Source organism: Bacteroides sp. AR20, from assembly GCF_964250605.1.
In the GTDB taxonomy this organism is placed as follows: Bacteria; Bacteroidota; Bacteroidia; order Bacteroidales; family Bacteroidaceae; genus Bacteroides; species Bacteroides uniformis.
Window position 1 is genome coordinate 72,558 of record NZ_CAXUGK010000017.1, and the last position, 25,912, is coordinate 98,469.

At 46.9% G+C, this 25,912-nt stretch carries 29 protein-coding genes and 1 tRNA gene; 11 read left to right on the forward strand and 19 right to left on the reverse strand.

What is annotated here, in order from left to right; genetic code table 11:
• The first annotated feature begins 46 nt into the window (after positions 1–46).
• Together ACESTD_RS10470 and ACESTD_RS10475 are read left to right on the forward strand one after the other, a co-directional pair.
• Positions 47–622 (forward strand): uracil-DNA glycosylase family protein, encoded by a 576-nt coding sequence (locus tag ACESTD_RS10470; RefSeq protein WP_005835840.1) that lies wholly within the window; start codon positions 47–49, stop codon positions 620–622.
• A gap of 75 nt (positions 623–697) precedes the next feature.
• Positions 698–770, forward strand: a tRNA-Trp gene (locus tag ACESTD_RS10475).
• 57 nt (positions 771–827) lie between these two features.
• On the opposite strand, the gene ACESTD_RS10480 is transcribed toward ACESTD_RS10475, so the two are convergent.
• The 4 genes from ACESTD_RS10480 to ACESTD_RS10495 form a co-directional block, all read right to left on the reverse strand.
• Positions 828–1,373, reverse strand: coding sequence for a radical SAM protein (locus ACESTD_RS10480; RefSeq protein ID WP_005835838.1), 546 nt, complete (start codon positions 1,371–1,373; stop codon positions 828–830).
• Positions 1,360–1,692 carry a 6-carboxytetrahydropterin synthase QueD gene (gene queD, locus ACESTD_RS10485; protein WP_005826426.1) on the reverse strand — a complete coding sequence of 111 codons (333 nt, stop codon included), beginning with the start codon at positions 1,690–1,692 and terminating at the stop codon, positions 1,360–1,362. The genes ACESTD_RS10480 and queD overlap by 14 nt, the downstream gene beginning before the upstream one ends.
• A gap of 105 nt (positions 1,693–1,797) precedes the next feature.
• Positions 1,798–2,631, reverse strand: coding sequence for a phosphodiester glycosidase family protein (locus ACESTD_RS10490; protein WP_008663824.1), 834 nt, complete (start codon positions 2,629–2,631; stop codon positions 1,798–1,800).
• A gap of 15 nt (positions 2,632–2,646) precedes the next feature.
• Positions 2,647–3,519: a pyridoxamine kinase gene (locus ACESTD_RS10495; RefSeq protein ID WP_022401645.1), complete on the reverse strand. Its 873-nt coding sequence runs from the start codon at positions 3,517–3,519 to the stop codon at positions 2,647–2,649.
• Positions 3,520–3,554: 35 nt separating this feature from the next.
• On the opposite strand from ACESTD_RS10495, the gene ACESTD_RS10500 reads away from it, so the two are divergent.
• Positions 3,555–3,914, forward strand: coding sequence for a YbaN family protein (locus ACESTD_RS10500; protein ID WP_057097625.1), 360 nt, complete (start codon positions 3,555–3,557; stop codon positions 3,912–3,914).
• A 109-nt stretch (positions 3,915–4,023) separates the two neighbouring features.
• Here the strand turns inward: ACESTD_RS10500 and ACESTD_RS10505 are convergent, their stop codons facing one another.
• From ACESTD_RS10505 to ACESTD_RS10535, 7 genes are all read right to left on the reverse strand, one after another.
• Positions 4,024–4,602: an MTA/SAH nucleosidase gene (locus ACESTD_RS10505; protein ID WP_009036613.1), complete on the reverse strand. Its 579-nt coding sequence runs from the start codon at positions 4,600–4,602 to the stop codon at positions 4,024–4,026.
• Between the two features lie 134 nt (positions 4,603–4,736).
• Positions 4,737–5,516, reverse strand: a complete 780-nt coding sequence (locus ACESTD_RS10510) for a hypothetical protein (protein WP_057097624.1) — start codon at positions 5,514–5,516, stop codon at positions 4,737–4,739.
• Positions 5,517–5,581: 65 nt separating this feature from the next.
• Positions 5,582–5,872: a transcriptional regulator gene (locus ACESTD_RS10515; RefSeq protein ID WP_057097623.1), complete on the reverse strand. Its 291-nt coding sequence runs from the start codon at positions 5,870–5,872 to the stop codon at positions 5,582–5,584.
• 20 nt (positions 5,873–5,892) lie between these two features.
• A complete protein-coding gene (locus ACESTD_RS10520; protein WP_034523121.1) occupies positions 5,893–6,102 on the reverse strand; it encodes a hypothetical protein in 210 nt (69 codons plus the stop codon).
• Positions 6,103–6,110: 8 nt separating this feature from the next.
• Complete coding sequence (locus ACESTD_RS10525) at positions 6,111–6,722, reverse strand: hypothetical protein (protein ID WP_005835825.1); 612 nt, start codon at positions 6,720–6,722, stop codon at positions 6,111–6,113.
• A 13-nt stretch (positions 6,723–6,735) separates the two neighbouring features.
• The gene (locus ACESTD_RS10530; RefSeq protein WP_005835823.1) at positions 6,736–7,317 is read right to left on the reverse strand and encodes a hypothetical protein; all 582 of its coding nucleotides are present in this window, start codon (positions 7,315–7,317) and stop codon (positions 6,736–6,738) included.
• A 115-nt stretch (positions 7,318–7,432) separates the two neighbouring features.
• Positions 7,433–7,960, reverse strand: coding sequence for a hypothetical protein (locus tag ACESTD_RS10535; protein WP_034528592.1), 528 nt, complete (start codon positions 7,958–7,960; stop codon positions 7,433–7,435).
• Positions 7,961–8,515: 555 nt separating this feature from the next.
• Between ACESTD_RS10535 and ACESTD_RS10540 the strand changes: the two genes are divergently transcribed.
• From ACESTD_RS10540 to ACESTD_RS10555, 4 genes are all read left to right on the forward strand, one after another.
• Entirely contained in the window at positions 8,516–8,809 is a 294-nt protein-coding gene (locus ACESTD_RS10540; RefSeq protein ID WP_008663836.1) for a hypothetical protein, read from the forward strand.
• Between the two features lie 14 nt (positions 8,810–8,823).
• Positions 8,824–9,114, forward strand: a complete 291-nt coding sequence (locus ACESTD_RS10545) for a cell division protein ZapA (RefSeq protein WP_005826408.1) — start codon at positions 8,824–8,826, stop codon at positions 9,112–9,114.
• A 125-nt stretch (positions 9,115–9,239) separates the two neighbouring features.
• Positions 9,240–10,778, forward strand: coding sequence for a ribonuclease Y (gene rny, locus ACESTD_RS10550; RefSeq protein ID WP_005835816.1), 1,539 nt, complete (start codon positions 9,240–9,242; stop codon positions 10,776–10,778).
• Between the two features lie 85 nt (positions 10,779–10,863).
• Positions 10,864–11,634 (forward strand): copper homeostasis protein CutC, encoded by a 771-nt coding sequence (locus ACESTD_RS10555; protein WP_005826404.1) that lies wholly within the window; start codon positions 10,864–10,866, stop codon positions 11,632–11,634.
• Positions 11,635–11,709: 75 nt separating this feature from the next.
• On the opposite strand, the gene ACESTD_RS10560 is transcribed toward ACESTD_RS10555, so the two are convergent.
• Together ACESTD_RS10560 and ACESTD_RS10565 are read right to left on the reverse strand one after the other, a co-directional pair.
• On the reverse strand, positions 11,710–12,312 hold the full coding sequence (locus tag ACESTD_RS10560) for an OmpH family outer membrane protein (protein WP_009036606.1): 603 nt from the start codon (positions 12,310–12,312) through the stop codon (positions 11,710–11,712).
• Between the two features lie 25 nt (positions 12,313–12,337).
• Entirely contained in the window at positions 12,338–12,571 is a 234-nt protein-coding gene (locus tag ACESTD_RS10565) for a hypothetical protein (RefSeq protein ID WP_005835814.1), read from the reverse strand.
• A 238-nt stretch (positions 12,572–12,809) separates the two neighbouring features.
• On the opposite strand from ACESTD_RS10565, the gene ACESTD_RS10570 reads away from it, so the two are divergent.
• Together ACESTD_RS10570 and ACESTD_RS10575 are read left to right on the forward strand one after the other, a co-directional pair.
• Complete coding sequence (locus ACESTD_RS10570; protein ID WP_061411930.1) at positions 12,810–14,267, forward strand: aminoacyl-histidine dipeptidase; 1,458 nt, start codon at positions 12,810–12,812, stop codon at positions 14,265–14,267.
• 39 nt (positions 14,268–14,306) lie between these two features.
• Entirely contained in the window at positions 14,307–15,365 is a 1,059-nt protein-coding gene (locus tag ACESTD_RS10575; RefSeq protein ID WP_061411928.1) for an endonuclease/exonuclease/phosphatase family protein, read from the forward strand.
• On the opposite strand, the gene ACESTD_RS10580 is transcribed toward ACESTD_RS10575, so the two are convergent.
• The 3 genes from ACESTD_RS10580 to ACESTD_RS10590 are packed head-to-tail and all read right to left on the reverse strand — an operon-like array spanning position 15,362 to position 18,766.
• Positions 15,362–16,531: a mechanosensitive ion channel family protein gene (locus ACESTD_RS10580; protein ID WP_373158842.1), complete on the reverse strand. Its 1,170-nt coding sequence runs from the start codon at positions 16,529–16,531 to the stop codon at positions 15,362–15,364. The two genes, ACESTD_RS10575 and ACESTD_RS10580, sit on opposite strands and share 4 nt — an antisense overlap.
• Positions 16,532–16,589: 58 nt before the next feature.
• Positions 16,590–17,273, reverse strand: a complete 684-nt coding sequence (locus ACESTD_RS10585) for a response regulator transcription factor (RefSeq protein ID WP_117990616.1) — start codon at positions 17,271–17,273, stop codon at positions 16,590–16,592.
• 38 nt (positions 17,274–17,311) lie between these two features.
• Positions 17,312–18,766, reverse strand: a complete 1,455-nt coding sequence (locus tag ACESTD_RS10590; RefSeq protein ID WP_035449511.1) for a sensor histidine kinase KdpD — start codon at positions 18,764–18,766, stop codon at positions 17,312–17,314.
• Positions 18,767–18,964: 198 nt separating this feature from the next.
• Here ACESTD_RS10590 and ACESTD_RS10595 point away from each other — a divergent pair, with 198 nt between their 5' ends.
• Both ACESTD_RS10595 and ACESTD_RS10600 read left to right on the forward strand, forming a co-directional pair.
• Positions 18,965–19,831, forward strand: a complete 867-nt coding sequence (locus ACESTD_RS10595; RefSeq protein WP_195288639.1) for a GLPGLI family protein — start codon at positions 18,965–18,967, stop codon at positions 19,829–19,831.
• 19 nt (positions 19,832–19,850) lie between these two features.
• On the forward strand, positions 19,851–22,448 hold the full coding sequence (locus ACESTD_RS10600) for a carboxypeptidase-like regulatory domain-containing protein (RefSeq protein WP_195288638.1): 2,598 nt from the start codon (positions 19,851–19,853) through the stop codon (positions 22,446–22,448).
• A 10-nt stretch (positions 22,449–22,458) separates the two neighbouring features.
• On the opposite strand, the gene ACESTD_RS10605 is transcribed toward ACESTD_RS10600, so the two are convergent.
• The 3 genes from ACESTD_RS10605 to fsa all read right to left on the reverse strand — a co-directional run bounded on the left by ACESTD_RS10605 (position 22,459) and on the right by fsa (position 25,810).
• Positions 22,459–23,136, reverse strand: coding sequence for a phosphatase PAP2 family protein (locus ACESTD_RS10605; protein WP_195288637.1), 678 nt, complete (start codon positions 23,134–23,136; stop codon positions 22,459–22,461).
• 3 nt (positions 23,137–23,139) lie between these two features.
• Positions 23,140–25,038: an LTA synthase family protein gene (locus tag ACESTD_RS10610; protein WP_195288636.1), complete on the reverse strand. Its 1,899-nt coding sequence runs from the start codon at positions 25,036–25,038 to the stop codon at positions 23,140–23,142.
• 115 nt (positions 25,039–25,153) lie between these two features.
• Positions 25,154–25,810: a fructose-6-phosphate aldolase gene (gene fsa / locus ACESTD_RS10615; protein WP_005835793.1), complete on the reverse strand. Its 657-nt coding sequence runs from the start codon at positions 25,808–25,810 to the stop codon at positions 25,154–25,156.
• Positions 25,811–25,912 lie beyond the last annotated feature (102 nt).

Below are 25,912 nucleotides of genomic sequence, written 5' to 3' on the forward strand. Positions count from 1 at the left end.
AGATATATTCCGTACTTTTGCAGGCAGAACAATGAAATTGGAAAGTATGGAAATAGAACAACACCCTTTAGAACCCTTCCTTCCCGGCAACGCCCGTCTGCTGATGCTGGGAAGCTTTCCTCCGCAGAAAAAGCGGTGGTCCATGGAGTTTTACTACCCCAACTGGAACAATGACATGTGGAGGATTACCGGGTTCCTTTTCTTCAATGACAAGGATTATTTTGTAGACAAGACGAAGAAGGCTTTCTGCAAAGAACGCCTCATCAGTTTCCTGCAGGAAAAGGGTATTGCCTTGTTCGACACAGCCTCTGCCATACGGCGCCTGCAGGACAACGCCTCGGATAAGTTTCTGGAAGTGGTGCAACCCACGGACGTCCCTGCCCTGCTACACCGGATACCGCAATGCAAGGCTATCGTTACCACCGGCGAGAAGGCTACGGACACGCTGTGCACGCAGTTCTCCATCGACAAGCCCAAAGTAGGCGACTTCACGGAGTTTCTTTTCGAAAACCATCCGATGCGCCTCTACCGGATGCCTTCTTCCTCAAGAGCCTACCCGCTGGCACTGGGAAAAAAAGCAGCAGCGTATCGCATTATGTATCAGGACTTACAGATGTTGTAAGCAACTTTCTTTATAAAATAAGTACGTCTGTTACTTGCATATTTGAAAGTTTGCATTACCTTTGCAGCCGCAAACACGGGAGTAGCTCAGTTGGTAGAGCACCGGTCTCCAAAACCGGGTGTCGGGAGTTCGAGCCTCTCCTCCCGTGCATGAACGAATAATGGCTGTAAGCATTGCTTACAGCCATTATTCGTTTTATAAATGCCTACCGGATATCTATCAGCTTATGTGTCTGCAAACTAAGTCTCCACTTAGGATGCTTCATCACGCAATCCACCGTTTCGGCCGTATTGCTGCAAGAGCAAGGCTGAAGAAAGAAATGCCCGGCGGGCAACTGCTCATAAACAGTAATATCCTGCCCTTCATACACCACCTTCACTTCATTCATACGCGTAATTTCCAGCTTTACCCCCTGCTTGGGAGAGCAGGTCACCCAATCTATATTATCCGGCAGCGGACGGGTACCGTTTGTTTCAATGCAGACATACTTTCCCGCCTGGTGCAGACAATCCACAAATTCACGGTCAATCCAAAGGGAGGGTTCTCCACCGGTCAGTATCACGGTAGCGGCAGGGTATCTACTAACTTCTGTTACGATATCTTCATCGGACATCAGTATGCCGTCCTCATGCTGCGTATCACAGAAGGGGCACTTCAGGTTACAACCGGAAAAACGGATAAAGACAGCCGGGGTACCCGTATGGTATCCTTCTCCCTGCAAACTGTAGAATATCTCATTAATCTTCCTCATAGACGGCAATGTTTGATTCCGACTCCTGCACCTCTACCTTGAAGCAAGTGGGTATCTGGTCGCATATCCAACGGGCTATGTTCTCGGCTGTGGGATTGAAGGACAGCACTTCATTAAGATTATGATGATCCAGCTGTTCCTTTACCACCTGCTTGATGTGACTGAAGTCTACCACCATTCCGTCCGCATTCAGCTCTTTGGAACGGCAATAGACAGTGATAATCCAGTTGTGACCGTGCAGATTCTCACACTTACTGCGATAAGAAAGTTTCAGGCTATGGGCAGCCGACACTTCCATACGTTTGATGACTGTGTACATATTGTTAATACGCTAATTAATATAATAAGTTGCCGCATCTAATGTCACCTCGATGCGACGGCAAAATTACAAAAAACTTAAGATTTATCCATTTACTTCCCTAACTTATTCGTACACACAAAGAGAATTGGCAACCTTACGCTCTGCGCTGCCACTCGGGGTATTGGCTATTCCCTTATCCGGCAACTCCCCACTCCACAGCGTAGAAGAACCGCCACCGTCCAGATTCAACGCATCCTCCCCACCCAATACACGAATCATATGGGCAAGCTCGGGTATATTGATGCCTTCCGCTTTTCCCTTCCGACGTCCGTCAACGACAATAAGCAGGATTTTTCCTTCTCTTGTCAGCGCCACAGCACTGCGGGGATGCTTGGTATCTACAAAATTCCGGTTAGTCCCGGACAAGTCGCACACTTGCCCGTCCTTCAGCATCAAAGGACCGGAAGCCAGCACAGTGCCTTTTTTCAAAGTACATGCCTTTTCTTCCTGCTTGCTCCAGGGAATCAGTTCCAGCCTGCCCTTCTTTATAAGTACAGCTCCATTGGACACTGTTGCCAGAACCCCAGTAGAGGTAGTATCTATCACCACCCCGTCCTTACGCAGATAGCAGACGGAATTTCCGGCTTTCATATCAAAATAGGAGCCATTGATGGCCGCCACCGCACCTGCATGCCGGGCGGCTATACTGGTCTCCTCCTTGGGATTGTGGACGAGCACATCGAAACGGTAGCGCTTCGGGGATATTTCAAAAATAGACACTTCCTGAGGAACTCCATACAAAGAACTGAATACTGCCTTTTTATAAAGCATCCCTTTCTGCAGGGGCTCAGTCTGCCAATCGGCAGAAACGATGGCAAGAGAGTCGGCAGCAGTCTGCGCCATTGCTGCAAACATGCCGCAACAGAGAAACACTGCCAGGAATATTTTCTTTTTCATATAGATGGGATTGGTTTAAATTAATTCATAGCTGCAGATTTGAATCGGCATGTCGAGATTATGCAACACCTTTTCAAGCTGTATACCTTCACGGTTGTCGTACTCGTATCCGAAAGTAGCACGGATACCTTGCAGAATGAACTGCGTGGCACGGTCCAGGGCAATGGGCAAACTGTCACCTTGCAACAGTGCCCCGGTGATGACACTGGTAAACGTATCCCCCGTTCCGGGATAATGGGCCGGCAGGTAAGGACACGTAACCTTCCAGTAGCGGTTACCGTTCCGGTTATAGGCATACACGGACGTCTTATGCTTATCATCCCGTACGGGCACACTGGTAATAATCACCACTTCGGGACCACAATCGGAAAGCCGGCGAAGGTATGACTTCAATTCCTCATCCGTATTCATCTCCTTATAAGGAATACCCAGCAGATAGAACAGCTCCGTCAGATTGGGGGTAACGACATCGGCCTTGGTGATGAGATGTTTCATTTCATCAATCATGGACTCGTGGAAGTTCGCATAAAGCCGTCCGTTATCACCCAACACCGGGTCTACCACAACCAGACCGTCCGGTCGGCGGAAGTCATCAATAAAGTCAGAAACAATATGTATCTGCCGCGGAGAACCCAGATAGCCGGTATAAAAGGCATCAAACTGTACTTCCAGCTTCTTCCACTCGGAAATAATCTTCGGCATTTCATCCGTCAAGTCCAGAAAAGAGAATTCCGGATACTGGGTATGGCTCGACAATACGGCTGTAGGCAACGGACACACCTGGAAACCCATAGACGAAAGGATGGGAATGACCACCGTCAGAGACACCCGTCCGACTCCCGACAAGTCGTGGACGGCAACAACCTTCTTTACTTTATTCGCATACATATTATCTATATTATTATTTTTCCTACATTTGCCGCATGAAAACCGTCTGCATCATTTTGGGAACAGTTTCTTTGGCACTCGGCATCATCGGCATCTTCCTGCCGTTGCTGCCCACCACGCCTTTCCTGCTGCTCACGGCAGCACTCTACTTCAGAGGCTCACCCAGACTGTACCAATGGTTGCTGAACCACAAATGCCTCGGTCCCTACATCCGCAACTTCCGCGAGAACAAAGCCATCCCTCTACGTGCCAAAATCATCTCCCTACTGCTGATGTGGGGAACAATGGTTTACTGCATCTTCTTCTTGATTCCACTAACAGAAATAAAGATAGTATTGTTCCTTGTCGCTGTGGGGGTGACTTGGCATATACTGTCATTCAAGACGTTGAGATAAATGAATGTGCTAATGTGGTTAATGTGCTAATGTGCCAATGACCTGCGGTGTGAGAGTCTAATATACACATAGCGCAGCCAATTAGCACATTGGCATATTAGCACATTAATCAAACTCCTCCCAATTTTTCGAAGAATTCTCCCAACCCCTTCCGAGCATCGGCAAGCTTGTCTTCCCAATGTTTCACGGAGTTCTGCCCGATAATATCCGTCACGTACTTCACCGAAATGAAAGGAACATTCTTGGCACGGCATACCAAAGCCTGGGCATAGGCTTCCATATCCACAACATCACCGGACACATCCGAGAGTTCTGTCAAGAAAGTATCCCCCGTATTGCATACACCGCCTGCCGGCCAGTGTAAACAATATCCTTTTTGGGACAACAAATCCATTGAATCAATCTCATACTCCATACCAAGCTCCACCAGTTTCTGCATATCACGGTCCACAAAATGACGGCATACGAAAATATCTCCTACCTGGTGACGGATAGTCCCTGCCGTACCCACATTGACCACCAAGTCCGGTTGCGCATGGCTTATCGCTTCAGAAAGATAAAAAGCCGATTTCACCTTTCCCACACCGGTACGGAGATAGCCAACCTGCACCTCTTCCTCCCCTATCAGTCCGGGAAATTTCAATTCAGTAAATTCGCCTTGTACGGCATAAGTAACCAAGATTCTCATATCAATTCATTGTTTGTAGTTCCTACCTATTCAAAAAATTACTCCTTGAAGAAAAGACAAAGGTAGAAACCTTTTTTTGAAGATTCCTACCTTTGAGGCAATTAAATGCACAGTGGTTCCAGAAGAATGATAAATTATTCGTCCAGTTTCCTTTTATATTCGCCGATAAAATAACTGTCCGGATACTCCTTCTCTGCCATCAGCAAGCAATTTTTGGCCTCATCCGTCCTATCGTTCTGCATATAGTATTGAATCAAGAGAGCATAGGCGTATTCTCTTCCCCAGGTAGGCAGGCTGGAATCATCTGTATTCTTGTCAGGAGATGAAGTAGCTTTCTTCAAATAATATTCCACCTTCTTCCCGCCACCGAAACTAGCCGGAGTGTAATAATCGTTACTGCCCAATACATACCAACCTCTTACATTGGTAGAGTCCAGTTCCAAAGCCTTCCCAGCATTTTCCCGAATGCCAGCAGATATTCTTCCTGCCTCCATACCCGAAGCAAACTGAATGGAAAAACTCTGCACAAGCGCTAATAAGGCATAGGTTTCAGAAGTTTTGTTCCCTATATCATTCAAAATAGCGGAGGCTTCCTTTATCACTTTCCCACTATCTTCCTTCTTTCCAAGTTTCAAATAGAAAACACTTTTATAGTAGGTAATATAAGCCTTCCAATACGGAACCATACCATTCCCATCTTCAAGTTTGTTCAGCTTTGTAAACAGACTATCGAGCGGAGCTGCAGTATTTTGAACAAAGCAATTGTTCATAGCCAGTTCATTTTTTTTCTGAATGCCGTCCAGTACATCATCAGATTCAGTTCTTGACAATGAGGCTCCACAAGCCGCATTGACCATACATACGCCTACTACAAATGCAGACAAGAGGACAAATAAAACAATACTCCTTTTCATAATTTCTCATTGTTTTTAATCAGACACTGCCATTTTCCATCAATCCCATCAAATTCTCAGGAAAATCATAATTTTCCCACCAGATAAGATTTCAACGCCTCTATATATTCTTCAAAGGCATCCACTCCCTGCGGAGTAATCCTACAAAGTGTACAAGGCATTTTTCCTTTAAAAGTTTTTGTTATCTCCACATAACCCGCCTTGCTGAGCTTATCCAACTGCACACTGAGGTTTCCTGCCGTAGCTTTCGCTTGTTGGCGGATATAGACAAAATCCGCTTCCTCAACACTGATGAGCAACGACATCACCGCAAGCCGCAGTTCACTGTGGAGCAAAGGGTTCAGTTCTTTAAACATATCAAATTTTATTCTTCCATTTATTTTTCAACAATGCATAGAGAGATATTCCCAACAAAGGAAGCCCCAATAAAAGCATGTCCCAACGTATAGAATACCATATTTCCAACAGATTCCCATTGAACTTCTTTTATTGCAACCGGAAATAAAATGAATAGCAAAACAATCATCCATACCATAAATTTCCAGGAGAGCAGAAATCTGTCCAAAACATTATTTATTGTCTTCATCTTATACCTCACTTTCTGTTGTGAACTTCTTTCCGGGCTTTATAGTTCAAAATATGCCCCGGAACAATCATGGCAAAGACCACCACACCGGCAAACCAAACCAAAGACACGTATGACGTTCCGGAATTCAGTGCATCAAAGAAACTCTTCATACCCCACATAAGCCCCATAGCCGGAAAGATAAAAAATGTAGTATAACGAATGATGCAACCCGTAATGATACTTCCCATCGACATGACAATAGCCCCCATAGGAAGAATAACCTCATACCGTTCAAGATCCGTAGCCATCAATACAAATATCATACAAATCAGTCCAAACATCCTCCAAACCTGAACTAAAATCTTGTCAATGTAAGATTTTACCATCTTCTGACGCTTACGCATCAAAAGAAATGTCAGTAAATACCCGATAACGGGAATTCCCCAAAATCCCCACATCCAGAGAGGATTCTTTGTAAAGTACACACCCGCCAACACCGTCAATGTCACCAATACACTCACATATCCCCACACTAAAAACATGTTTCCGCTACCTGTGTCCAAATTCCGACGCGTATTCTGTATCATCTGAGTGATGAGTTCCAAACTCTCTTTCTCGTTCAGTTTCTTGTCTTCCATAATCAATAAATATTTATTTATCCTGCTTTGCCATTCCGTTTAAGTAATGTCCCGGTATCACCATCATAAAAACAAAAGCCGATGCAAAAACCAGTATTTGGTCGAAACCGTGTACATAGATACACCCCACAGAGGCCAAAGCTCCCACCACTCCGCACACTGTCACCACCTTCATCTTTATAATCAGTCCCGTCAGTGCCGTCCCCATTCCCATCATCAGTAATATGACAAAAAGGACAGACATATTCCAGAAGAAGATGGAAACCCAGGAAACAAAAAAGCCCCCTAATCCGAATACCGCCCATACATATCCTACAATACGGTCAATATAAGTCTTAATCATCTTCGGTTGTTTGTGCTCAATCCATAAAGTAGAAGGCAGGGAAATAGCCGGCAACAAAAACCACAGCCATTGCCAATGATAATTTCCCGTTTCCTTCAACAGAAACCAAACCAATAACGACACTATTATGGTCGTATATCCCCATATCAGAAAAGGAGCTCCGGAATTCCGAGTCATCCGGGACTTCGTATTCTGTATCATTTGAGCAATGAGTTCCAAACTCTCCTTCTCATTCAACACTCTGTCATTCATAACCAATAGATTTATTATTCAACATCAAATACATTCAATATCAAGAAAAGCATCAGTAGCCAATTGGCCGTAAGCATATACACAAACCAGGTTTCCATATTCCCTCCTTTCAGAATTAAACAAGAGTATACTGAAGAATCCATAAACACAGTAGAATGCCCACTAAAACCAGCAGTACTCTCACCGTCACCACATAACATCTGGCCAACAAGCTTTTACGCAAAAAGAAAGCCTCACCCAAAGCCAGTATCACCAACCAGGCATAACCATAAAAAGTAGTGATATGCCATACATCCTTTGACTCCATGCATACTGCAAAAAACAGAAAATCCGAAAGTAAAGATATTCCCACAGCAACCAATGATACAAACAACGCCTTCTTCATCAGATTCCCGGCATTACTCCCACAAGACAAGCAAGCATAAATGCCTATCCCCCAGAAAAGAGGGTTTACAGTAAGCATCAGCAACATACCCAACCGGGGGCTATGACTCCAGGGAACCCACAACACGATATTGGAAAGCCAATACAAACACATCACCGTTAGTACAGTAAATATCCACCAAAGCTGATGCTGCCAACTATCCCGTACCACTCCGGCAACCGGCTTCTGCTTCCCCATATCAAATATCTTATCTTCCATAATCTTTAATCAGTTAAATTCTTATTCATTTCAGCACATATTCCCCGATTGACAATCTAAGATGTTGCAAATATAATTAGTTTATTTTATAAACCAAACTATTATATAAATTATTTTATTTATTTCTTTGCATCCTCCTTTACTATAGATTATTCCAATCATTCCCAAGCAGTAGTTCCGGAAACAGCAAAAAGTAATTCCTGCCTTACTAACTATTAATCGTCCGATAACCGTTTTATTATCGTCCGACATATGTCTAATTATCGTCCGACAGTTGTTGGACGATAATTCAACAACTGTCGGACGATTAATAGTTAGCAACAGAAATACTAAGCGTTTGAAAAGAAAGGAAGAGAATCCTTGCAGAAAACCAATAGTCCCACACCTATCCACATATCCTATCTTTTGATAAACAGTCCGCCCCTTTTCAATCCCCCGAAACCAAGCTTTCATAGGCCATTTCGGTTATTTCGGCACTTCTACAACACATTTTCTCCGAAAAGTTTTTGTAATCTCCAAGTAAATCGTATTTTTGTGTACAATTTTGGTGTAGTGATGACAGACGAAGAAAAGAAGCTATTAAGTACCTTTGAAGCCAGACTGCGGCATTTAATCTATCTGCACGATGAATTAAAACGCGAAAATGCTGAGCTAAAGCAACTTCTTGAAGCCAAAGAGGAGGAATACGGGAAGGTACAAGCTGAATACCGGGAACTGGAACTTAACTACACGAACCTAAAAACAGCTACGACAATCAGCCTTAACGGCAGTGACGTGAAAGAGACGAAACTGCGATTGTCCAAATTAGTGCGTGAAGTCGATAAATGCATCGCTTTGTTGAATGAATAAAGAGAAGAGGATGTATGAACGATAAGATAAAGATAAACCTGCAGATGGCAGGAGCCTCCTACCCTCTCACAATCAACCGTGAGGACGAGGAAATGGTAAGAGAAGCCGCCAAGCAGGTAGATATCAGGCTCAATGCGTATCGGGAGCATTATCAGAATGTGTCTCTAGAGAGAATTATAGCCATGGTGGCCTATCAGTTCGCTTTAGAAAACCTTCAGTTGAAGGACCGTAATGATACTGAACCCTATACCGCTAAAATAAAGGAACTGACAGAGGTATTGGAGACCTATTTCAAGGAACAATAAGCTGCAATCCCTCCGTCGGGTCGGTAAAAGAGAGAAATTCGCGCACTGTACAAAAGTTTGCCCTTCATCAAAGCAAGCTTTTATGCAGTGCTTTTTTATTTATATACTAAAAACAAATTAATAAAATGACAGTAGTTACAATAGTATTATCCATTGCCTGCTTCATTGTCGGAGGGTTTGCCTCGTACTTGTTCTTCAAGCACGGGCTGAAAAACAAATACGACGGTATCCTGAGAGATGCGGAAGCGGAAGCGGAAGTGATTAAGAAGAATAAGTTGCTGGAAGTAAAGGAAAAATTCCTGAACAAGAAGGCAGACTTGGAAAAAGAAGTGGCCCAACGTAACCAAAAGATACAGCAGGCAGAAAACAAGCTGAAACAACGTGAATTGGTACTGAACCAACGCCAGGAAGAAATCCAGCGCAAGAAGATGGAAGCAGAAGCCGTGAAAGAAAATCTGGAAGCCCAGCTGTCCATCGTAGACAAGAAGAAAGAAGAACTGGAGCACATGCAGCGCCAGGAAATAGAAAAACTGGAAGCTATCTCCGGACTTTCTGCCGAAGAAGCCAAAGAGCGCATGGTAGAATCCCTAAAGGAAGAAGCCAAAACGCAGGCCCAGTCCTACATTAACGACATCATGGACGACGCCAAACTGACAGCAAGCAAAGAGGCCAAGCGCATCGTGATACAGAGCATCCAGCGCGTGGCTACGGAAACAGCCATTGAAAACTCAGTAACCGTATTCCACATCGAATCAGATGAAATAAAGGGACGTATCATCGGTCGCGAAGGCCGCAACATCCGCGCCCTGGAAGCTGCCACCGGTGTGGAAATTGTGGTAGACGATACTCCGGAAGCTATCGTATTGTCAGCTTTCGACCCGGTTCGCCGTGAGATTGCACGTCTGGCATTGCACCAGTTGGTAACAGACGGACGTATCCACCCGGCACGCATCGAAGAGGTAGTTGCCAAAGTACGCAAGCAGGTAGAAGAGGAAATCATCGAAACCGGTAAACGCACTACTATCGACCTGGGCATCCACGGTCTGCATCCGGAACTTATCCGCATTATCGGTAAGATGAAATACCGTTCTTCATACGGCCAGAACCTTTTGCAGCATGCACGCGAGACAGCCAATCTTTGCGCTGTGATGGCATCAGAGCTGGGACTCAACCCGAAGAAAGCAAAACGTGCCGGACTGCTGCATGATATAGGCAAGGTGCCCGATGAGGAACCGGAATTGCCGCATGCACTCTATGGTATGAAGCTGGCGGAAAAGTTCAAGGAAAAGCCGGACATCTGCAACGCCATCGGTGCCCACCACGACGAAGTGGAAATGACCAGCCTGCTGGCCCCCATCGTACAAGTATGCGATGCCATTTCAGGAGCACGCCCGGGAGCACGCCGCGAAATTGTAGAAGCATACATCAAGCGCCTGAACGACCTTGAGCAACTGGCCATGTCCTATCCGGGAGTGACAAAGACATATGCCATCCAGGCAGGCCGTGAGTTGCGTGTCATTGTCGGTGCAGACAAGATTGACGACAAGCAGACGGAGAACCTTTCCGGTGAAATCGCCAAGAAGATTCAGGACGAAATGACTTATCCGGGTCAGGTGAAGATTACCGTTATCCGTGAGACACGTGCAGTGAGCTACGCAAAGTAACATCAGAAAAGAAAATAAATGCAGAAAAGGGTGAATTCGTATTCACCCTTTTCTTATTTTTGCACCACAACCATGACTTTACAAAATGAAAGATTATCAGTTTGAAGTTTGCGCCAACTCCGTAGAGAGTTGTATTGCCGCACAAGCCGGCGGAGCAGACCGGGTGGAACTGTGCGCAGGCATCCCCGAGGGGGGGACAACCCCCTCATACGGTGATATCCTCATCGCACGGGAAGCATTGCAACAGACCAAATTGCATATCATTGTCCGTCCCCGCGGAGGAGATTTTCTTTATTCCTCCACCGAACAGCGCATCATGCTGAAAGACATAGAGAATGCCCGCCGTCTAGGCGCTGACGGAGTCGTGTTCGGTTGCTTGACGGCAGAGGGAGATGTAGACATTCCATTGATGGAGCAGCTTATGGAAGCCTCACAAGGGATGTCCGTCACCTTCCACCGTGCTTTCGATGTATGCAGAAATCCACGAAAAGCGATAGAAGATATTATCGAATTAGGATGCAACCGCATCCTAACTTCCGGACAGCAACCTACAGCAGAGCGAGGCATTCCCCTTCTGAAAGAACTCCAACAACAAGCATCAGACCGAATCATCCTATTGGCAGGCTGTGGGGTGAATGAAACCAACATAGCCCACATTGCCCGAGAAACCGGTATCCGCGAGTTTCATTTCTCCGCCAGGGAAAATATCGAAAGCTCCATGCTCTATCATAATTCCGCCGTCTCTATGGGAGGAACGGTACATATTGATGAATATACACATACCATCACTACTGCGGAGCGGGTAAAGCGTACAATCGGAGCATTAAAAGCCTCTCCCCTAGCCCCTCCCCCGTAGGGAGGGGCGGGGAAGAGGCCTATAAAAAAAGGATGTACTTTTCAGCACATCCTTTTTTATATCATAGGATAAATATTATTTCTTCACCGGAGAAGAGTATCTTGCATTCAGACCATCCAGAATCTCACGGGTGATGTTGTAGACACTGTCTGCATAGAGCAGGTTGTCAAAACCCGTATTGCTGATAATCATGCTGTAACCTTTTGTCTTATTGTACTCCTTCAGGAAAGCATTGATAGAGTCACGCAGTTGCAGGCTGTTCTTTTCATTCTCACTCATCAGTTCAGACTGCAGCTTGTTGCTCAGGTTCTGCAAATCCTGCTCCAACTTTGCAATGCGGTTGTATTCCTGCTGTGCTCTCTCCTGAGAAAGATAAGCGTTGTTCTGATACTTTGTCTGGAATTCCTGCTTCTGCTTCTCCAGTTCGCTGGCTTTCTGGTTCAATGTCAGACGGACATTCTCGCCCTTCTTCACCATAGCCTCATTCAAGTCTATGCAATAGTTGTATTTTGCCAAAAGCGTATCTATTTCAACATAAGCAATTTTCATTTCCGATAATCCGCCGGCTTGTGCAGGAGCGTTTGTTGTCTGTTTATCAGTATTGCCGGCACATTGAGCAAATAAAACGATCAGTGCGAGAGCTGCCAGACCGTTCATGAGGTAGTTTAATCTCTTCATAATTGATAAATATTGTTTTTTAAAATTAGTTCATACTATCGTTTAAGGCTTTTTCCAATTCATCAATGGAAAAACGGGACTTGCGTTGCGCTTCCCTATCCTGCGACTGCACGCAACCGATACCTCTATCGCGCATTGCCTTATTGCCACTGACATGCCCGTTAGGGAATCTCCCGCCTTTCACAAAAAAGACCTTCACACCCAATAAAACAATGCAAATAGCAACTATTAACAGAGTTATCAATATTGTATCAAGCATTTCCATTAATTTTGTTACATGAAAATAGTGTTTTTACTATTTTTGTGGGTGCAAATATAGGGCTTTGGTTGGACTAACTCGCCTTTTTTACTCTAAAAAAAGAGAAAGGGGAATAAAATAGTCAATCAATTTAACCATATTTAGCAATAAGTGGTTAATTTAATGGAGAATTGATATTTGACAATTGATAATGAAGGCTGCATAAACACATGTAAGGCAGCCGCTAATTCAGATAATTATGGAAAAAAAAGACTTGAAACCGGCTGGTGTATTTCACTATTTCGAGGAAATCTGCCAAGTGCCGCGCCCTTCGAAGAAGGAAGAGAAAATCATTGCTTACTTAAAAGCATTCGGAGAAAAACATAAGTTGGAAACGAAGGTGGACGAAGCCGGAAACGTTCTGATAAAGAAACCCGCTACTCCGGGTATGGAAAACCGCAAGACTGTCGTACTTCAATCGCACATCGACATGGTATGTGAAAAGAACAACGACGTGAAGCACGACTTCCTGACCGACCCTATCGAAACCGAAATTGACGGTGAATGGCTGAAAGCCAAAGGTACAACCTTGGGAGCCGACAACGGCATCGGTGTAGCCACCGAACTGGCTATCCTTGCCGACGACAGCATTGAGCACGGCCCTATCGAATGCCTGTTCACCGTGGACGAGGAGACCGGACTGACCGGTGCTTTTGCATTGAAAGAAGGCTTCATGAACGGAGACATTCTGCTGAACCTCGATTCCGAGGATGAAGGCGAGCTCTTCATCGGCTGTGCAGGAGGTATAGATTCCGTTGCCGAATTCACCTACCGGGAAGTGGACGTACCGGCAGGATATTTCTGCTGCAAAGTGCAGGTAAAGGGGCTGAAAGGCGGACACTCCGGCGGCGACATACACCTGGGGCGCGGCAATGCCAACAAGCTGCTGAACCGCTTCCTGAGCCAGACATCCCAGAAGTACGACATGTACCTTTGCGAAATAGACGGCGGTAACCTGCGCAACGCCATTGCCCGCGAAGCACACGCGGTAATTGCCATACCCGATGCCGACAAGCATGCTCTGCGCACAGACTTGAATGTCTTTGCCGCCGAAGTGGAGGCAGAATATGCCGTCGTTGACCCGGACCTCCAATTCGTGCTCGAATCGGAAGCAGCCCGTCCCAAAGCCATTGACAAAGATACCGCCAAGCGATTGTTGCAAACCATCTATGCCGCACCCCACGGTGTGTATGCCATGAGCCAAGACATTCCGGGGCTGGTGGAAACCTCCACCAATCTGGCCTCCGTAAAGATGAAGCCCGGTCATATCATCCGCATCGAGACCAGCCAGCGCAGCTCTACCGCCTCCTCCAAACAAGACATTGCCAATATGGTGCGCACTGTATTTGAAATGGGTGGAGCAGCCGTATCCTTCGGCGACGGGTATCCGGGCTGGAAACCCAACCCGCATTCAGAAATCCTGAAAGTGGCTGTTGAGTCCTACAAACGTTTGTTCGGTGTAGATGCCAAGGTAAAAGCTATCCATGCAGGTCTGGAATGCGGACTGTTCCTTGACAAATACCCGGCACTGGACATGATTTCCTTCGGACCTACCCTGCAGGGTGTGCACTCTCCCGACGAACGGATGCTGATTCCTACTGTACAGAAGTTCTGGGACCATCTGCTGGATATACTGAAGCACATTCTGGTGAAATAAATATCCCGCGTTCCTTAAAGGGGAACGGGAATAGTTTGTATGAACGTTATCCATAAGATAGGAGTTATACTCTTCCTTCTCTGCCCGTACATCAGTCTGTACGGGCAAGAAGGAAGAGATACCCTCACGTTTCGGATAGTAAGCTACAATGTAGAAAACCTATTCGACTTCCGACATGACACACTAAAGAATGACTACGAGTTCCTGCCGGATGCCACCCGGCATTGGAATTACTCTAAATACAGAAAGAAACTGGATAATATAGCCCGCGTCATCATCGCCACCGGAGGATGGACGCCGCCCGCCCTTGTTGCCTTGTGTGAGGTGGAGAATGACAGTGTGATGCGCGACCTTACCCGCTACTCTGCCTTGCGCGAAGCAGACTACCGGTATGTGATGACACAATCTCCCGACGAACGCGGCATCGACGTAGCGCTGCTTTATCAACGTAATCTTTTCAAACTGCTTTCCTATCAGAGCCTCCCCGTAGACAAGCCCCGGAAGAATAGCCGTCCCACACGGGACATTCTTCACGTCAGCGGATTGTTGCTGAACCGGGATACGCTTGATGTACTGGTAGCTCACTTCCCATCCCGTTCGGGAGGGGCAAGAGAGTCTGAACCTTACCGGCTACTGGCTGCCCGAAAGGTGAAGCATGCCATAGACAGCCTATACACGATACGCCGACATCCGCAAATTGTCCTTTTAGGGGATTTCAACGATTATCCGGAGAATAAATCGGTAAAGGAGGTGTTGGAGGCAGCAGCACCGTCAACATTGCAAGACTCTCTACGTCCACAAAAACTTTACCATCTACTGGCAGGAAAAGCCAAAACACGCAAGCACTTCGGCAGCTACAAGTATCAAGGAGAATGGGGACTACTGGACCACATCATCGTATCGGGTACGTTGCTGCAAGAACACGCACCGCTATATACAGAGGAAGCAAAGGCAGACGTATTCTGCCTGCCCTTCCTACTGACAAGAGACAAGAAATACGGAGGGCAGCAACCCTTCCGCACCTACTACGGGATGAAGTATCAAGGAGGATACAGCGACCACTTGCCTGTATATGCGGAGTTCCGGTTGATATATTAGTCGGAATACTGATACAGTTTCAAGTCAAACTTCTGTACCATCACCAGCAAGTGGTCGAAGATGTCGGACTGAATGCGCTCGTACTCTTTCCATACCTTGTTGCGAGAGAAGAAATATACCTGGATGGGTACCCCATACGTCGTGGGTTCCTTCTGGCTGATAATCAAGTCCATCTCCTGGTTCACCACCGGCAGGCTGCACAAATAGCGTTCGATGTAGATACGATAGAGCTGCGCATTGGTTGGCACCTCTCCTTCTGCAGGCTGATAGTCGGCCATCAAGGGGACTTCCTTGCGGATATTATCCAGCATTTCCGGAGTGCAGAACTTCAAGGTAGTCATATCCAGAAAGATATTCTTGTTTACCCGTCGCCCGCCACTTTCCTGCATGCCGCGCCAGTTCTGGAAGGAGTTGTTCACCAGGGTATACGGTGGTACGGTCGAGATGGTTTCGTCCCAGTTGCGTATCTTGACCGTGTTCAGCGTAATCTCCTCTACAACTCCATTGGCAACGCCACCCGGCAGCGCTATCCAGTCCCCTATCCGCAACATGTCGTTAGCAGAGAGCTGCACGCCGGCTACAAACCCCAGAATGCTGTCCTTAAATACCAGCATCAGTACAGCCGCAGATGCGCCCAGACCGGCAAACAAGGTCATAGGAGACTTGCCTATCAGCACTGAAACCACTATGATGCCTCCGATAAAAAACAGCAGCACTTGCAATACCTGCACGAAGCCTTTCAGCGGACGGTTCTTCTGCTTGTCCTTCATGTTATAAACATCGAGCATCACCAGCAACAAGCCGTTGATAGTAAGCAGCACCGCCACAATGATATAGACAGCACACACCTTTTGTGAGAACTCAAGCATATCCTTTCCACGCACAAAGGCCATGGGCAGCAGGTAGTAGATGAGGATTCCCGGCAGAATATGTATCAAATGGTGTATCACCCTGCGTTTCATCAGCAACGTATTCCACTGATGGGGAGAGCGTCGGGTATAATGCTTCATACCGCCAACGAAGATTGCCTGGCACAAATAGTCCAGCCCTATCGAAAGCCCCACCATCAGCAGTGCAATAATCGTCTCGTCAAACATATCGGCAAACTTCGGGTCTATCCCCCAACCTATCAAGATTTTATTCATCCATCCTCCTAAACTCATCATAAGCTCTCTTTTTTTTGAAGTGTCTTGTTTGTATAACAATCCAAAGATAAAGATGTTTTCAGAGAACGGCAAGTATATACCCTTTTTTCATCAACGACTCAATCCTCACGCTCGGGTCGTTTTTTAGCGACCGCCGCAGATAGGACATCTGTACATTCAAGGCAAGGGAGTTGGCATACGAGGCAGTGCCCCACACAGCATCCAGCAACGTATCGCGACTGACAGTCTTATTCACATTCAGCGCAAGCAAGCGAAGGATATCGGCTTGACGGGAAGTAATCAGCACCTTACTATTTCCCGTACGAATCTCGTTCGTACTGTAATTGAATACGGAATGGCCGAAAGCATACATCTCATCCTCCGCCACACCGGACAACTGTGAAGTGAAACGCTCGCGGATACGCGCTGTCAGCTCTTCCGGATAGAAAGGTTTGGCAAGATAATCGTTCGCCTTCAGTTGGAATCCTTGCAGGCGGTCGGCCTTATCGCTGCGGTCGGAAAGAAAAAAGATGAGGACATGCTTGTCCGCCTCCCGGATTCGTTTTGCCACTTCAAAGCCATTGAACCCGGGCATATTGATGTCAAGCAAGACAAGGTCCGGTTTGACAAGAGGAAACAGGTCGAGGGCGATAAGACCATTTCCGGCATAGGTCACTTCATAACCCTCTTTCTCCAGGAAGCGTTTCAGAAGCATGGAATACTTCAGGTCATCGTCAGCAAAAAGAATTTTCAGTGGTTTCATGAGTTGCTATTTATATTCTCGATATCCATCTGTGCAGATTATTGTGGAATGGTTATTTCCACCGTCGTCCCCCTCCCAATCTGACTGGTCAGAAAGACGGTTCCCCTATGAGCCTCAACCAACAACTTGACATAACTCAACCCCAAACCGATGCCCGGCAAGGAACGGTCAGGCAAGTTGCTGCTACGGTAAAACTTATCGAATACCCGTCCCTGCTCGGAAACAGGGATACCAATGCCGTCATCGGAAACTTTCAATGTGAGCTCGTGGCCATGCAGGCGGCATTCTACCCGGATACTGACGGAGCTTCCCGAATATTTCACGGCATTTTCCATCAGATTACTGATGATATTTGCCATGTGCACGGGGTCGGCCGTAACCAGCAGGTTGTCCGTGAAATGTGTCTCGAAAGATACTTGTTTTCCTCCAGGAGCATGCTGCAGGCGTATCAACTTCTCCACAACCGGTTTCAAATCGAAAGTACTGAGGGAAAGTTGTGTCTGCTCATCGTCAGCACGGGTCATGTCGCGCAGCTTCCGGAGGTAGGCGGAAAGGTTGTCCAGCTCGGAAACGGAATCACGCACCACTTCATCCATGGCCTGCTCGTCGGTACGCATTGTTTTGTCATTGAGAAAAGAGACGCACATCTTCAAGGCCTGCACGGGACGTTTCAACTCGTGTATCATGGTGTTGACAAAGCTTTTCCGCAACTCGTCCACACGGTGCTGCTTCAAAATGGTCTTTATCTGGAACAGCAGACAGACAGACAGCAGAAGAATCAATACCAAGCTGCCCAGAAGTTGCCAGCCCATACGGAGCAAAAGAGTATGCGGCATCACCTGCACATCCACTTGTACCAACTCCCGCTTCAGCGGATTGTAAGGATAAACCAGACGGATGACCGGATGCAAATCACTCCCCAGCCGTTCTACGGTTTCCACCCATTGATAGAGGCTGTCGCGCGGCGTGACTAGTCCGGTAGTGAAAGACATGCCGTCCAGTTTAGTCGCCAGCACCGAATCGAAGCGCTGCAACGTAAAAGGGACATCTATCTGCAACTGATAAGCAACTATCGCCTCGCTGAAGCTCATGTTGAAAAGCAGCTTGTCTTCGCCATGTATCACAATCTTGTCCTTATAGACAATACTATCCTTCATTGCCGTGGATAGAACGGATTTATCTGCCATGGCCCCCACCACAAACGTACGCGTATAGCGCTCTTTGAGCTTGTTGGTCAATGAATCCCTATCCGTATGCATGTCCACATTGGTGTTGAAAAAGGATATATTAGGCTTGTTGAACACTTTCTTCGGCTGTTCACGCCGGATAGAGTCGTTCACTGCCACGGCATCCATGACAAGGCGGTGTATCTCTTCTTCATATTCCTCATTCTTATACTGATACTGGTTCCACAACCAATATCCCTGCCCTGCTACAAGTAGCAGCATGGATATCAGTGACAATGCCCATACTATTCTGATTCGTTTTTCCATCTCAGAGTCTGTTCTTCTTTTATACTATACAAAGGTAAGGGTTTCCTCCAATCAGAGGTACGCGCGAGGCGGCTATTCTCATTTGAGTAACATTTCAGTAATAACTTTCTCACTCCGGAAAGACAAATTCTGCATAGATTTGCGACGACAGGACACATGACACGTCCTCGAAACAGTAATTTCTAACAACGAAAAAGTATGAAAAAGCAGATTCTACTCACCGCCATGCTGTTGATAACCACCACAACCGCCTGCGCACAGTTCAACATCAAAATCGGCTCCGGCAAGACGTTCAGAAAAGATACCATAGACCAGGCTGTACTCATGGTGCAGTATGAAGTGGACGGCTGTACGGACACACTGTCGGAAGAGCGTTTCCAGGAAACCATGATGTTGGAAATCGGCAAGAAATGCTCCAAGTTCTACAGTTACACAAAGTATGTGGGCGACTCGGTATTTGCTGCCGACATTGCCAATAACGCCTCGCAAGAAACGATGATTGAACACGCCAAACAGTTCGGAAAAAGCAAGCTGAACGAACAGACCTACAAGAGATACCCCGTAGGCAAAGTGACCACACTGGATGAAATTGCCGGAGACATCAACAGACTCCGGTGCGAGGAACCGGAAGAGCGTCCACAGTGGACACTGCAGACAGACACGGCAACCATCCTCTCGTATCTCTGCCAAAAAGCAGAATGCGTGTTTAAGGGACGCAGATGGATTGTCTGGTACAGTCCGGAGATTTCCTCCAGCGAAGGGCCGTGGAAGCTGTTCGGACTGCCCGGACTGATACTGAAAGCAGAAGACAACAGGGGGCATTATCTCTTTACCTGCACCGGTATGGAGCAATGCCATTCCTACCGACCTATCCTCTTCAACGGAAAAGATTATGAACCCGTAAACCGCAAGGCGTACAACAAAATCCACGAAAGATACTATGCCGACCCGGTAGGATTCATTATGGGCAACACGCCCAACGTACGTATCACCATACGCGACAACCAGGGCAATGAAGCCAGGAAGCCGAAGAATATAGCCCACAATCCGCTGGAACTTGACTGATTCATCCCATCGAACTACAATGGATATACACTTCAAGAAACTCTTGCTGCCAATCCTTGCCTTGTTTGCAATGACAGCGCATGCACAGTCTCTCAGTGGCTTGGTAACGGACGAAGAAACCGGACAACCGCTGGAAGCCGTAATGATTAGTGTGCTGCGAAACGGCACCATGATAGATTACGCCCTGACCGATGCCCGGGGGAGATATTCCCTGCCATGGAAATACAACGGCAACCTGCAAGTCAGCGTATCACTGCTGGGCTATAGACGGGAAATACGCAACATATCGGCAGCAGGAACACTCCATATTCGTCTGCATCCCGAAGCCATTGCACTGAAAGAAGTCCAAATACGTCCCGGCCGCATTCATGGCAGGAAAGATACCGTAAGGTATAATCTGGCAGAGTTTGCCTCTTCCAAGGACGTACACATCAAGGATGTTCTGAAAAAGCTCCCCGGTGTGGATATTGACGACAACGGGCAGGTGAAATATAAAGGTAAAGCCATCGACCACTATTTTGTGGAGGGTATGGACGTGACGGGTGGACGCTACAGCCAAATCAACAACAACCTCAGTGCCAAAGCCGTAAAATCGGCAGAAATTATGGAGAACTACCAATCGGTCAAGGCATTGAAAGGAAAACTCAGTTCGGATGAAATAGCCCTGAACCTGAAACTCGACCCACAGGCACGCGACCAATGGATTGTCAACGGTACCCTGGGTGCAGGCTGGAGCGATGGAACACAAGAAACGACCGGAACGGCACAAACGAAGAGGGACAAAGGAACGCTTCTTTGGGAAAACGCCGCCAATGCCCTCCAACTGGGTAAAGGCAAGCAAAGCATCTACGGCTACAAGAGCAACAACAACGGTACCGACCTTAGCCGTGAGCAACATATACTGACAAACAACACATCCCAACAGATTCCCCTGCACGGCTTTCTGGTACAACCGGGCATCAGCGCTCCCCTCGACAAGCAACGGCTGCTCTTCAACGAAACCCATACACTGAACGCCAACCGCATGTATAAATGGAACGACGAACGTTCCCTGCGCCTGCAAGCCGGATATACCCATAACCGGATTACCCAGCAACGGGGCAACTCGCAAGTCTACTACCAGCCCGATGACACCATACGCATGGATGAAGCCTACCACTACTGCCTGCAGAACGATGCCGCCCATATGGAAATGCACTATGAGGATAACAAGACCATCCACTATCTGTCGAACCGCTTCCTGGCAGAAGGTGAAACGAACCGCGGCACCTCCCACGAGTTACAGCAAACGATGCGCACCTCCCAGTTTACGGCAAAGAATTTCTTCAGCCTTATCCACAATGGAGAGAAATACACATGGGAGTTCAATTCTGCCACACAGTATGCCTATCTGCCCTCCTCCTTGTCACTACACGACGGGAAAGACAAATTCATCCAACACAGCCTTTACAACGACAATAAGGCCAGCCACCTAAGAAAACACAACGGTTTCACCCGGCAATACACCGCCGGTATAAAGGGCGAATGGGCATCGGTAAAGCACCATTCCACCCGAATGGAAACATTTGGCGCATCCAGTTTTTCTCCCTACCTCTCCTCCTACTTCCAGTTGGAGCAAGGCAAGTGGCAGGGAAGTCTGTCACTCCCTCTCAGCTATAAGCGCTACTTCTCGCAACAGCGCTCTTTTCTCTTTTTCAATCCGTCACTCTATCTGCGCTATCAGCCCGACTACCATTGGAAAATTTCCCTCTACGGCAGTTTACACCGCTCAGCAGGAGATGTCACAGACCTCTGCCCTTTTACCTATCGGACAGACTACCGTACCTGGAAAAACACTGACGGCCTCTTCCCCGTCAGTACACGCCAACAATACAACCTTTATGGAGAATACAAGAATACCGTGCAGGAATTTTTCGCCACCGCCACTTTGTCCTACCGGCATGTACACTACAACACCTTGAATGAACAGAGTATCTCTGAAAACCGCATTGTCCACACCCTTCGCCTACATTCCAACAGTACACAAAGTTGGTTCCTGCTCAGCACTCTCTCCAAGGGATTTTTCGACTGGAATCTGAAAACCTCACTTGACTTACAACTGAGCCGCAATACCGGCTGGCAGTTGACACGGGTTTCAGATACAGACGCCCTCACTCTACAAACGGAAACAGCCGGAAACGACCCGCTTCAAAAATACCGTTATGACTATCTTAAGATGGAACCCAAACTGATATGGTCGCCCGCCGAAGCTTTCGAAGCCGAATATCATGCCACAATCAGCTATGGCGGCAGTAAGATAGGGAACGACACGCACCTTGCTCCTCTACTGGACTTCGTACAGCATATGCACCTCACATTCAGCATCGGGCACGTCGACCTCCGCCTTTCCGGAGAACATTACCGGAACGACTTAAACAGCGATACGCATCTCAACACACTGTTTGCAGACGCATCACTCATTTATAAGACAAGGAAATGGAGAGTGGAAGCCAGCCTCAGCAATCTATTCAACAAAAAAGAGTATGCCTATACTACCTACTCGGCTACACAAAGCTATACTTCACAGTTGAATATCCGTCCACGAGAGGTTATGGTGACTGCCGGTTATCAATTCTAAAGACCATTATCTACAGCAATGTCCGTATTCCGGCATAAACCAGCATCCCCGCTATCGTCAGCAACCCTACCCATATAGGAGCATAGACATGAGCGACATGCTCGGCACGCTTATATCCGCTAACCTTCACAAACAAGCGGTAAATCAACCAGGCGCCAATCAACCCCACAATAGTCCCTGCCAGCAAATCACCTGGATAATGCACACCGAGATATACGCGCGAATAGCACGTCAGCAATGCCCAGGCCATAATGAAAAGAGTAAGCCACCGCTTGCGGAATAGAAAGAACAGGAAAAACGCCAATCCGAAGGTATTGGCGGCATGACACGAAGGAAAACCATAACGCCCTCCACGATGATTGTTGACGATATGCACCATCTCCGAAATGGGATTATTCAGATTAGAAGGACGCATACGCTCCACATAGGGACGTATCCAAGTGGCACATGCCTGGTCGGCAAAAGTAATGGTGAGCGCAAGGCCTATCATGCAAAACAGTGTGACCTTCCAATGAAAATTGCGCAACATCACATACCAGATGGCAGCATACATGGGAATCCAAACCCACTTACCGCTATAAGCGCTCATAAAATAATCGAAATACATGTTGTGCATCCGATTGATGGAAAAAAATATGTTTGTGTCTACATCTATTGCCCCTTGCAAGGCGTCCATAAGTGCTGTCATACGTTATCTTTTGGCTATATCATCATATAATTTTTGCAAATAGGCTTTGCCCAACGGCAGGTTCTTCCCTTTTGCTGTGCCCTCATCCACTACCACAGTACCCGCCTGGCAATTGAATATCACTTGATTGTCCGCTGTCACCATACCGAAAGCATCGGGTACGGTAAAGAACGCGAAATGAGGGGAAGCGGGATTAAGCATATCTTTACTGAAAACAAACTCATCATGGGGCAGCGCCAATTGAGCCAGCAACGTGGCTGCAATATCATGTTGCGAGCCATAGACGTCAATGCGCCTCGGCTCTCGGACAGCACCGCCCACCATCAACAGAGGTATCCGGTAGCGTTCTACCGACAAATTGTCGATATGTTCGGGATAAGCTCCCAAGTGGTCTGGAACAAACACAATCACCGTATTCTTCCACTGGGGAAGCTCACGGAACTGTCTTACAAAATCGCCTGCACAACTATCCGTATAGGCAAAGGCGTTCAGCCGGTCATTCTCCAGACGACGGAAAGGTACTTCAAAAGGCTCGTGGCTGCTGGAGGTCTGCAAGACACGGAAATGAGGAGTTTTCTCTTCGGCAGTTCCTTCGGCAGCTTCGGCTTTCAAGTCTTCCAGCAGACGGTTGAATACGAGATGGTCGTGCGCCCCCCACTTACTTAAACGTTCCGTTACGGGAAAATCCTGGTCGGAAACAATGTCTTCAAAGCCTGATGACATCAGGTAGGAACGCATATTGGTAAAGTCGGCATCACCGCCATAATAATACTTGGTACCATAACCCGCCTTCCGCAAGCTGCCTGCAATGGCAGGAATGGACTGCGTTTTACGGGGATACTTCATAATACTAGTAGTGGGCTGGGCAGGATAGCCACTCAAGATAGCCACCAGCCCACGGTCCGTACGGAAACTGTTGGCGTAGAAGTTCGTAAAGAGCACCCCTTCCTTACTCAAGCTATCCAGATGGACGGCAATATTCGGCTCACCTCCCAAAGCTGTCATCAACCTGGAGGAAAAACTCTCAAGAATCACAAAGAGTACATCGGGACGCTGAGTATTGAATAAAGTATGCAGTGAATCGGCAGGTTGCAGCACAGAATCTGCCTCTTCCGTTTGACCACCGGCACCTGCGGGTTCAAGCATGTCTTTAAAAAGCCGGTCGGCCTCCGCAGCTTCCATAAAACGGTACTGCTTGCTGAAGTCCTTCTGCTTGGCAAGAGATTCCATCAGACTGAATGCAGGGTTGATAGCTGCATGGTTCAGACGCTGCTCGGCAGTGAAATAGACTTTCCCCACATTCATGGTAGATACTGTAAAGCCTCCACGGATAGGAATAAACAGTAACCCCGTCATCAGCAACAATATACCTGACACCTTCAGGCGACGATAAGGCAGTTTCATCCGCAGCAACAGCTTCTTCTGCAGCAAGATGCCGTAGAAAACAGTATACAGCACGACAGCATAAACAGCCATTGCCACAATTCCCCCCAGCACCATCCAAATGCTGACACTGGCCACTGCGTCTTTAGGGGAGGAAAAGAAATAGAATAACGGAGTAGCATCCAAACGGAACCCCCAATACTCGTATAATCCTAAATCGACAGTAAAAATTATGGAAATAAGTACTGAAATGAAGAGGAAATAGCCACACCAGATGCGATGGAGGGATTTAGAAAGTGTCCATACAGAGGTTATGAAAAGAAAACCGGGAATAGCTGTCAGATAACCAGCCAGAGATAGGTCTAAAGGTAACCCATGCCAAATGACACTGAACCAGTCCGCACACGAGGCATCCGGGTACAGCGATTTGTAAAACAGCATAAACAGTGGTTTTTGCAACACAAAAATGCAGACAAACAAGCAGTATGTCTTAATAAATCCTATGAGCCTATCTTTCATCGGTGCCTTATTGTATATCTAAATATAAGGCGCAAAAATAAATCTTTTTATTCTATTTCTCACCAATATTAGTCAATAATTACATTGAAAGATAGGCTTATAGGATATTTTAAGTTTATCCGTTCACGCGTTTGTAATCTTCAAGGAACTTCCTCAGACCGGAATCGGTCAGCGGATGATTAAGTAAACCCTTAATGGCCGAAAGCGGACAAGTAGCCACATCAGCACCCACCTCTATACACTGCATGATATGTGCCGTATGACGGATAGAGGCGGCAAGTACCTGGGTGGTATATCCATAATAACGGTACATCTCTACAATCTTCGCAACCAATGCAATGCCATCCTCACAGATATCATCGAGACGCCCCACAAACGGAGAAACATACGTTGCACCTGCCTTGGCTGCAAGCAATGCCTGACCGACAGAAAATACCAGAGTACAATTTGTACGGATACCTTTGCCCGAGAAGTATTTAACGGCCTTGATACCTTCTGCAATGCAAGGCACCTTCACTACGATATGCGGATTCAAGGCTGCCAATTCTTCACCCTCTTTAATCATGCCTTCATAGTCGGTGGCTATCACCTCGGCACTTACATCGCCTTGCACAATATTACAGATGTCCACATAGTGCTTACGCTGGTTCTCCACTCCTTTGATACCTTCTTTTGCCATAAGCGAAGGATTAGTGGTAACTCCGTCGAGTACGCCCAAGTCATAGGCCTCCCGAATCTGTTCCAAATTTGCCGTATCAATAAAAAACTTCATGATATAAATGTTTAGATGGTTGATATTACAAAGGTATATAAAAAAACAGATTTTTTACGCCCGGTAAATAAGAAAGTCAAGACCGCGACTATCTTTGTGGTA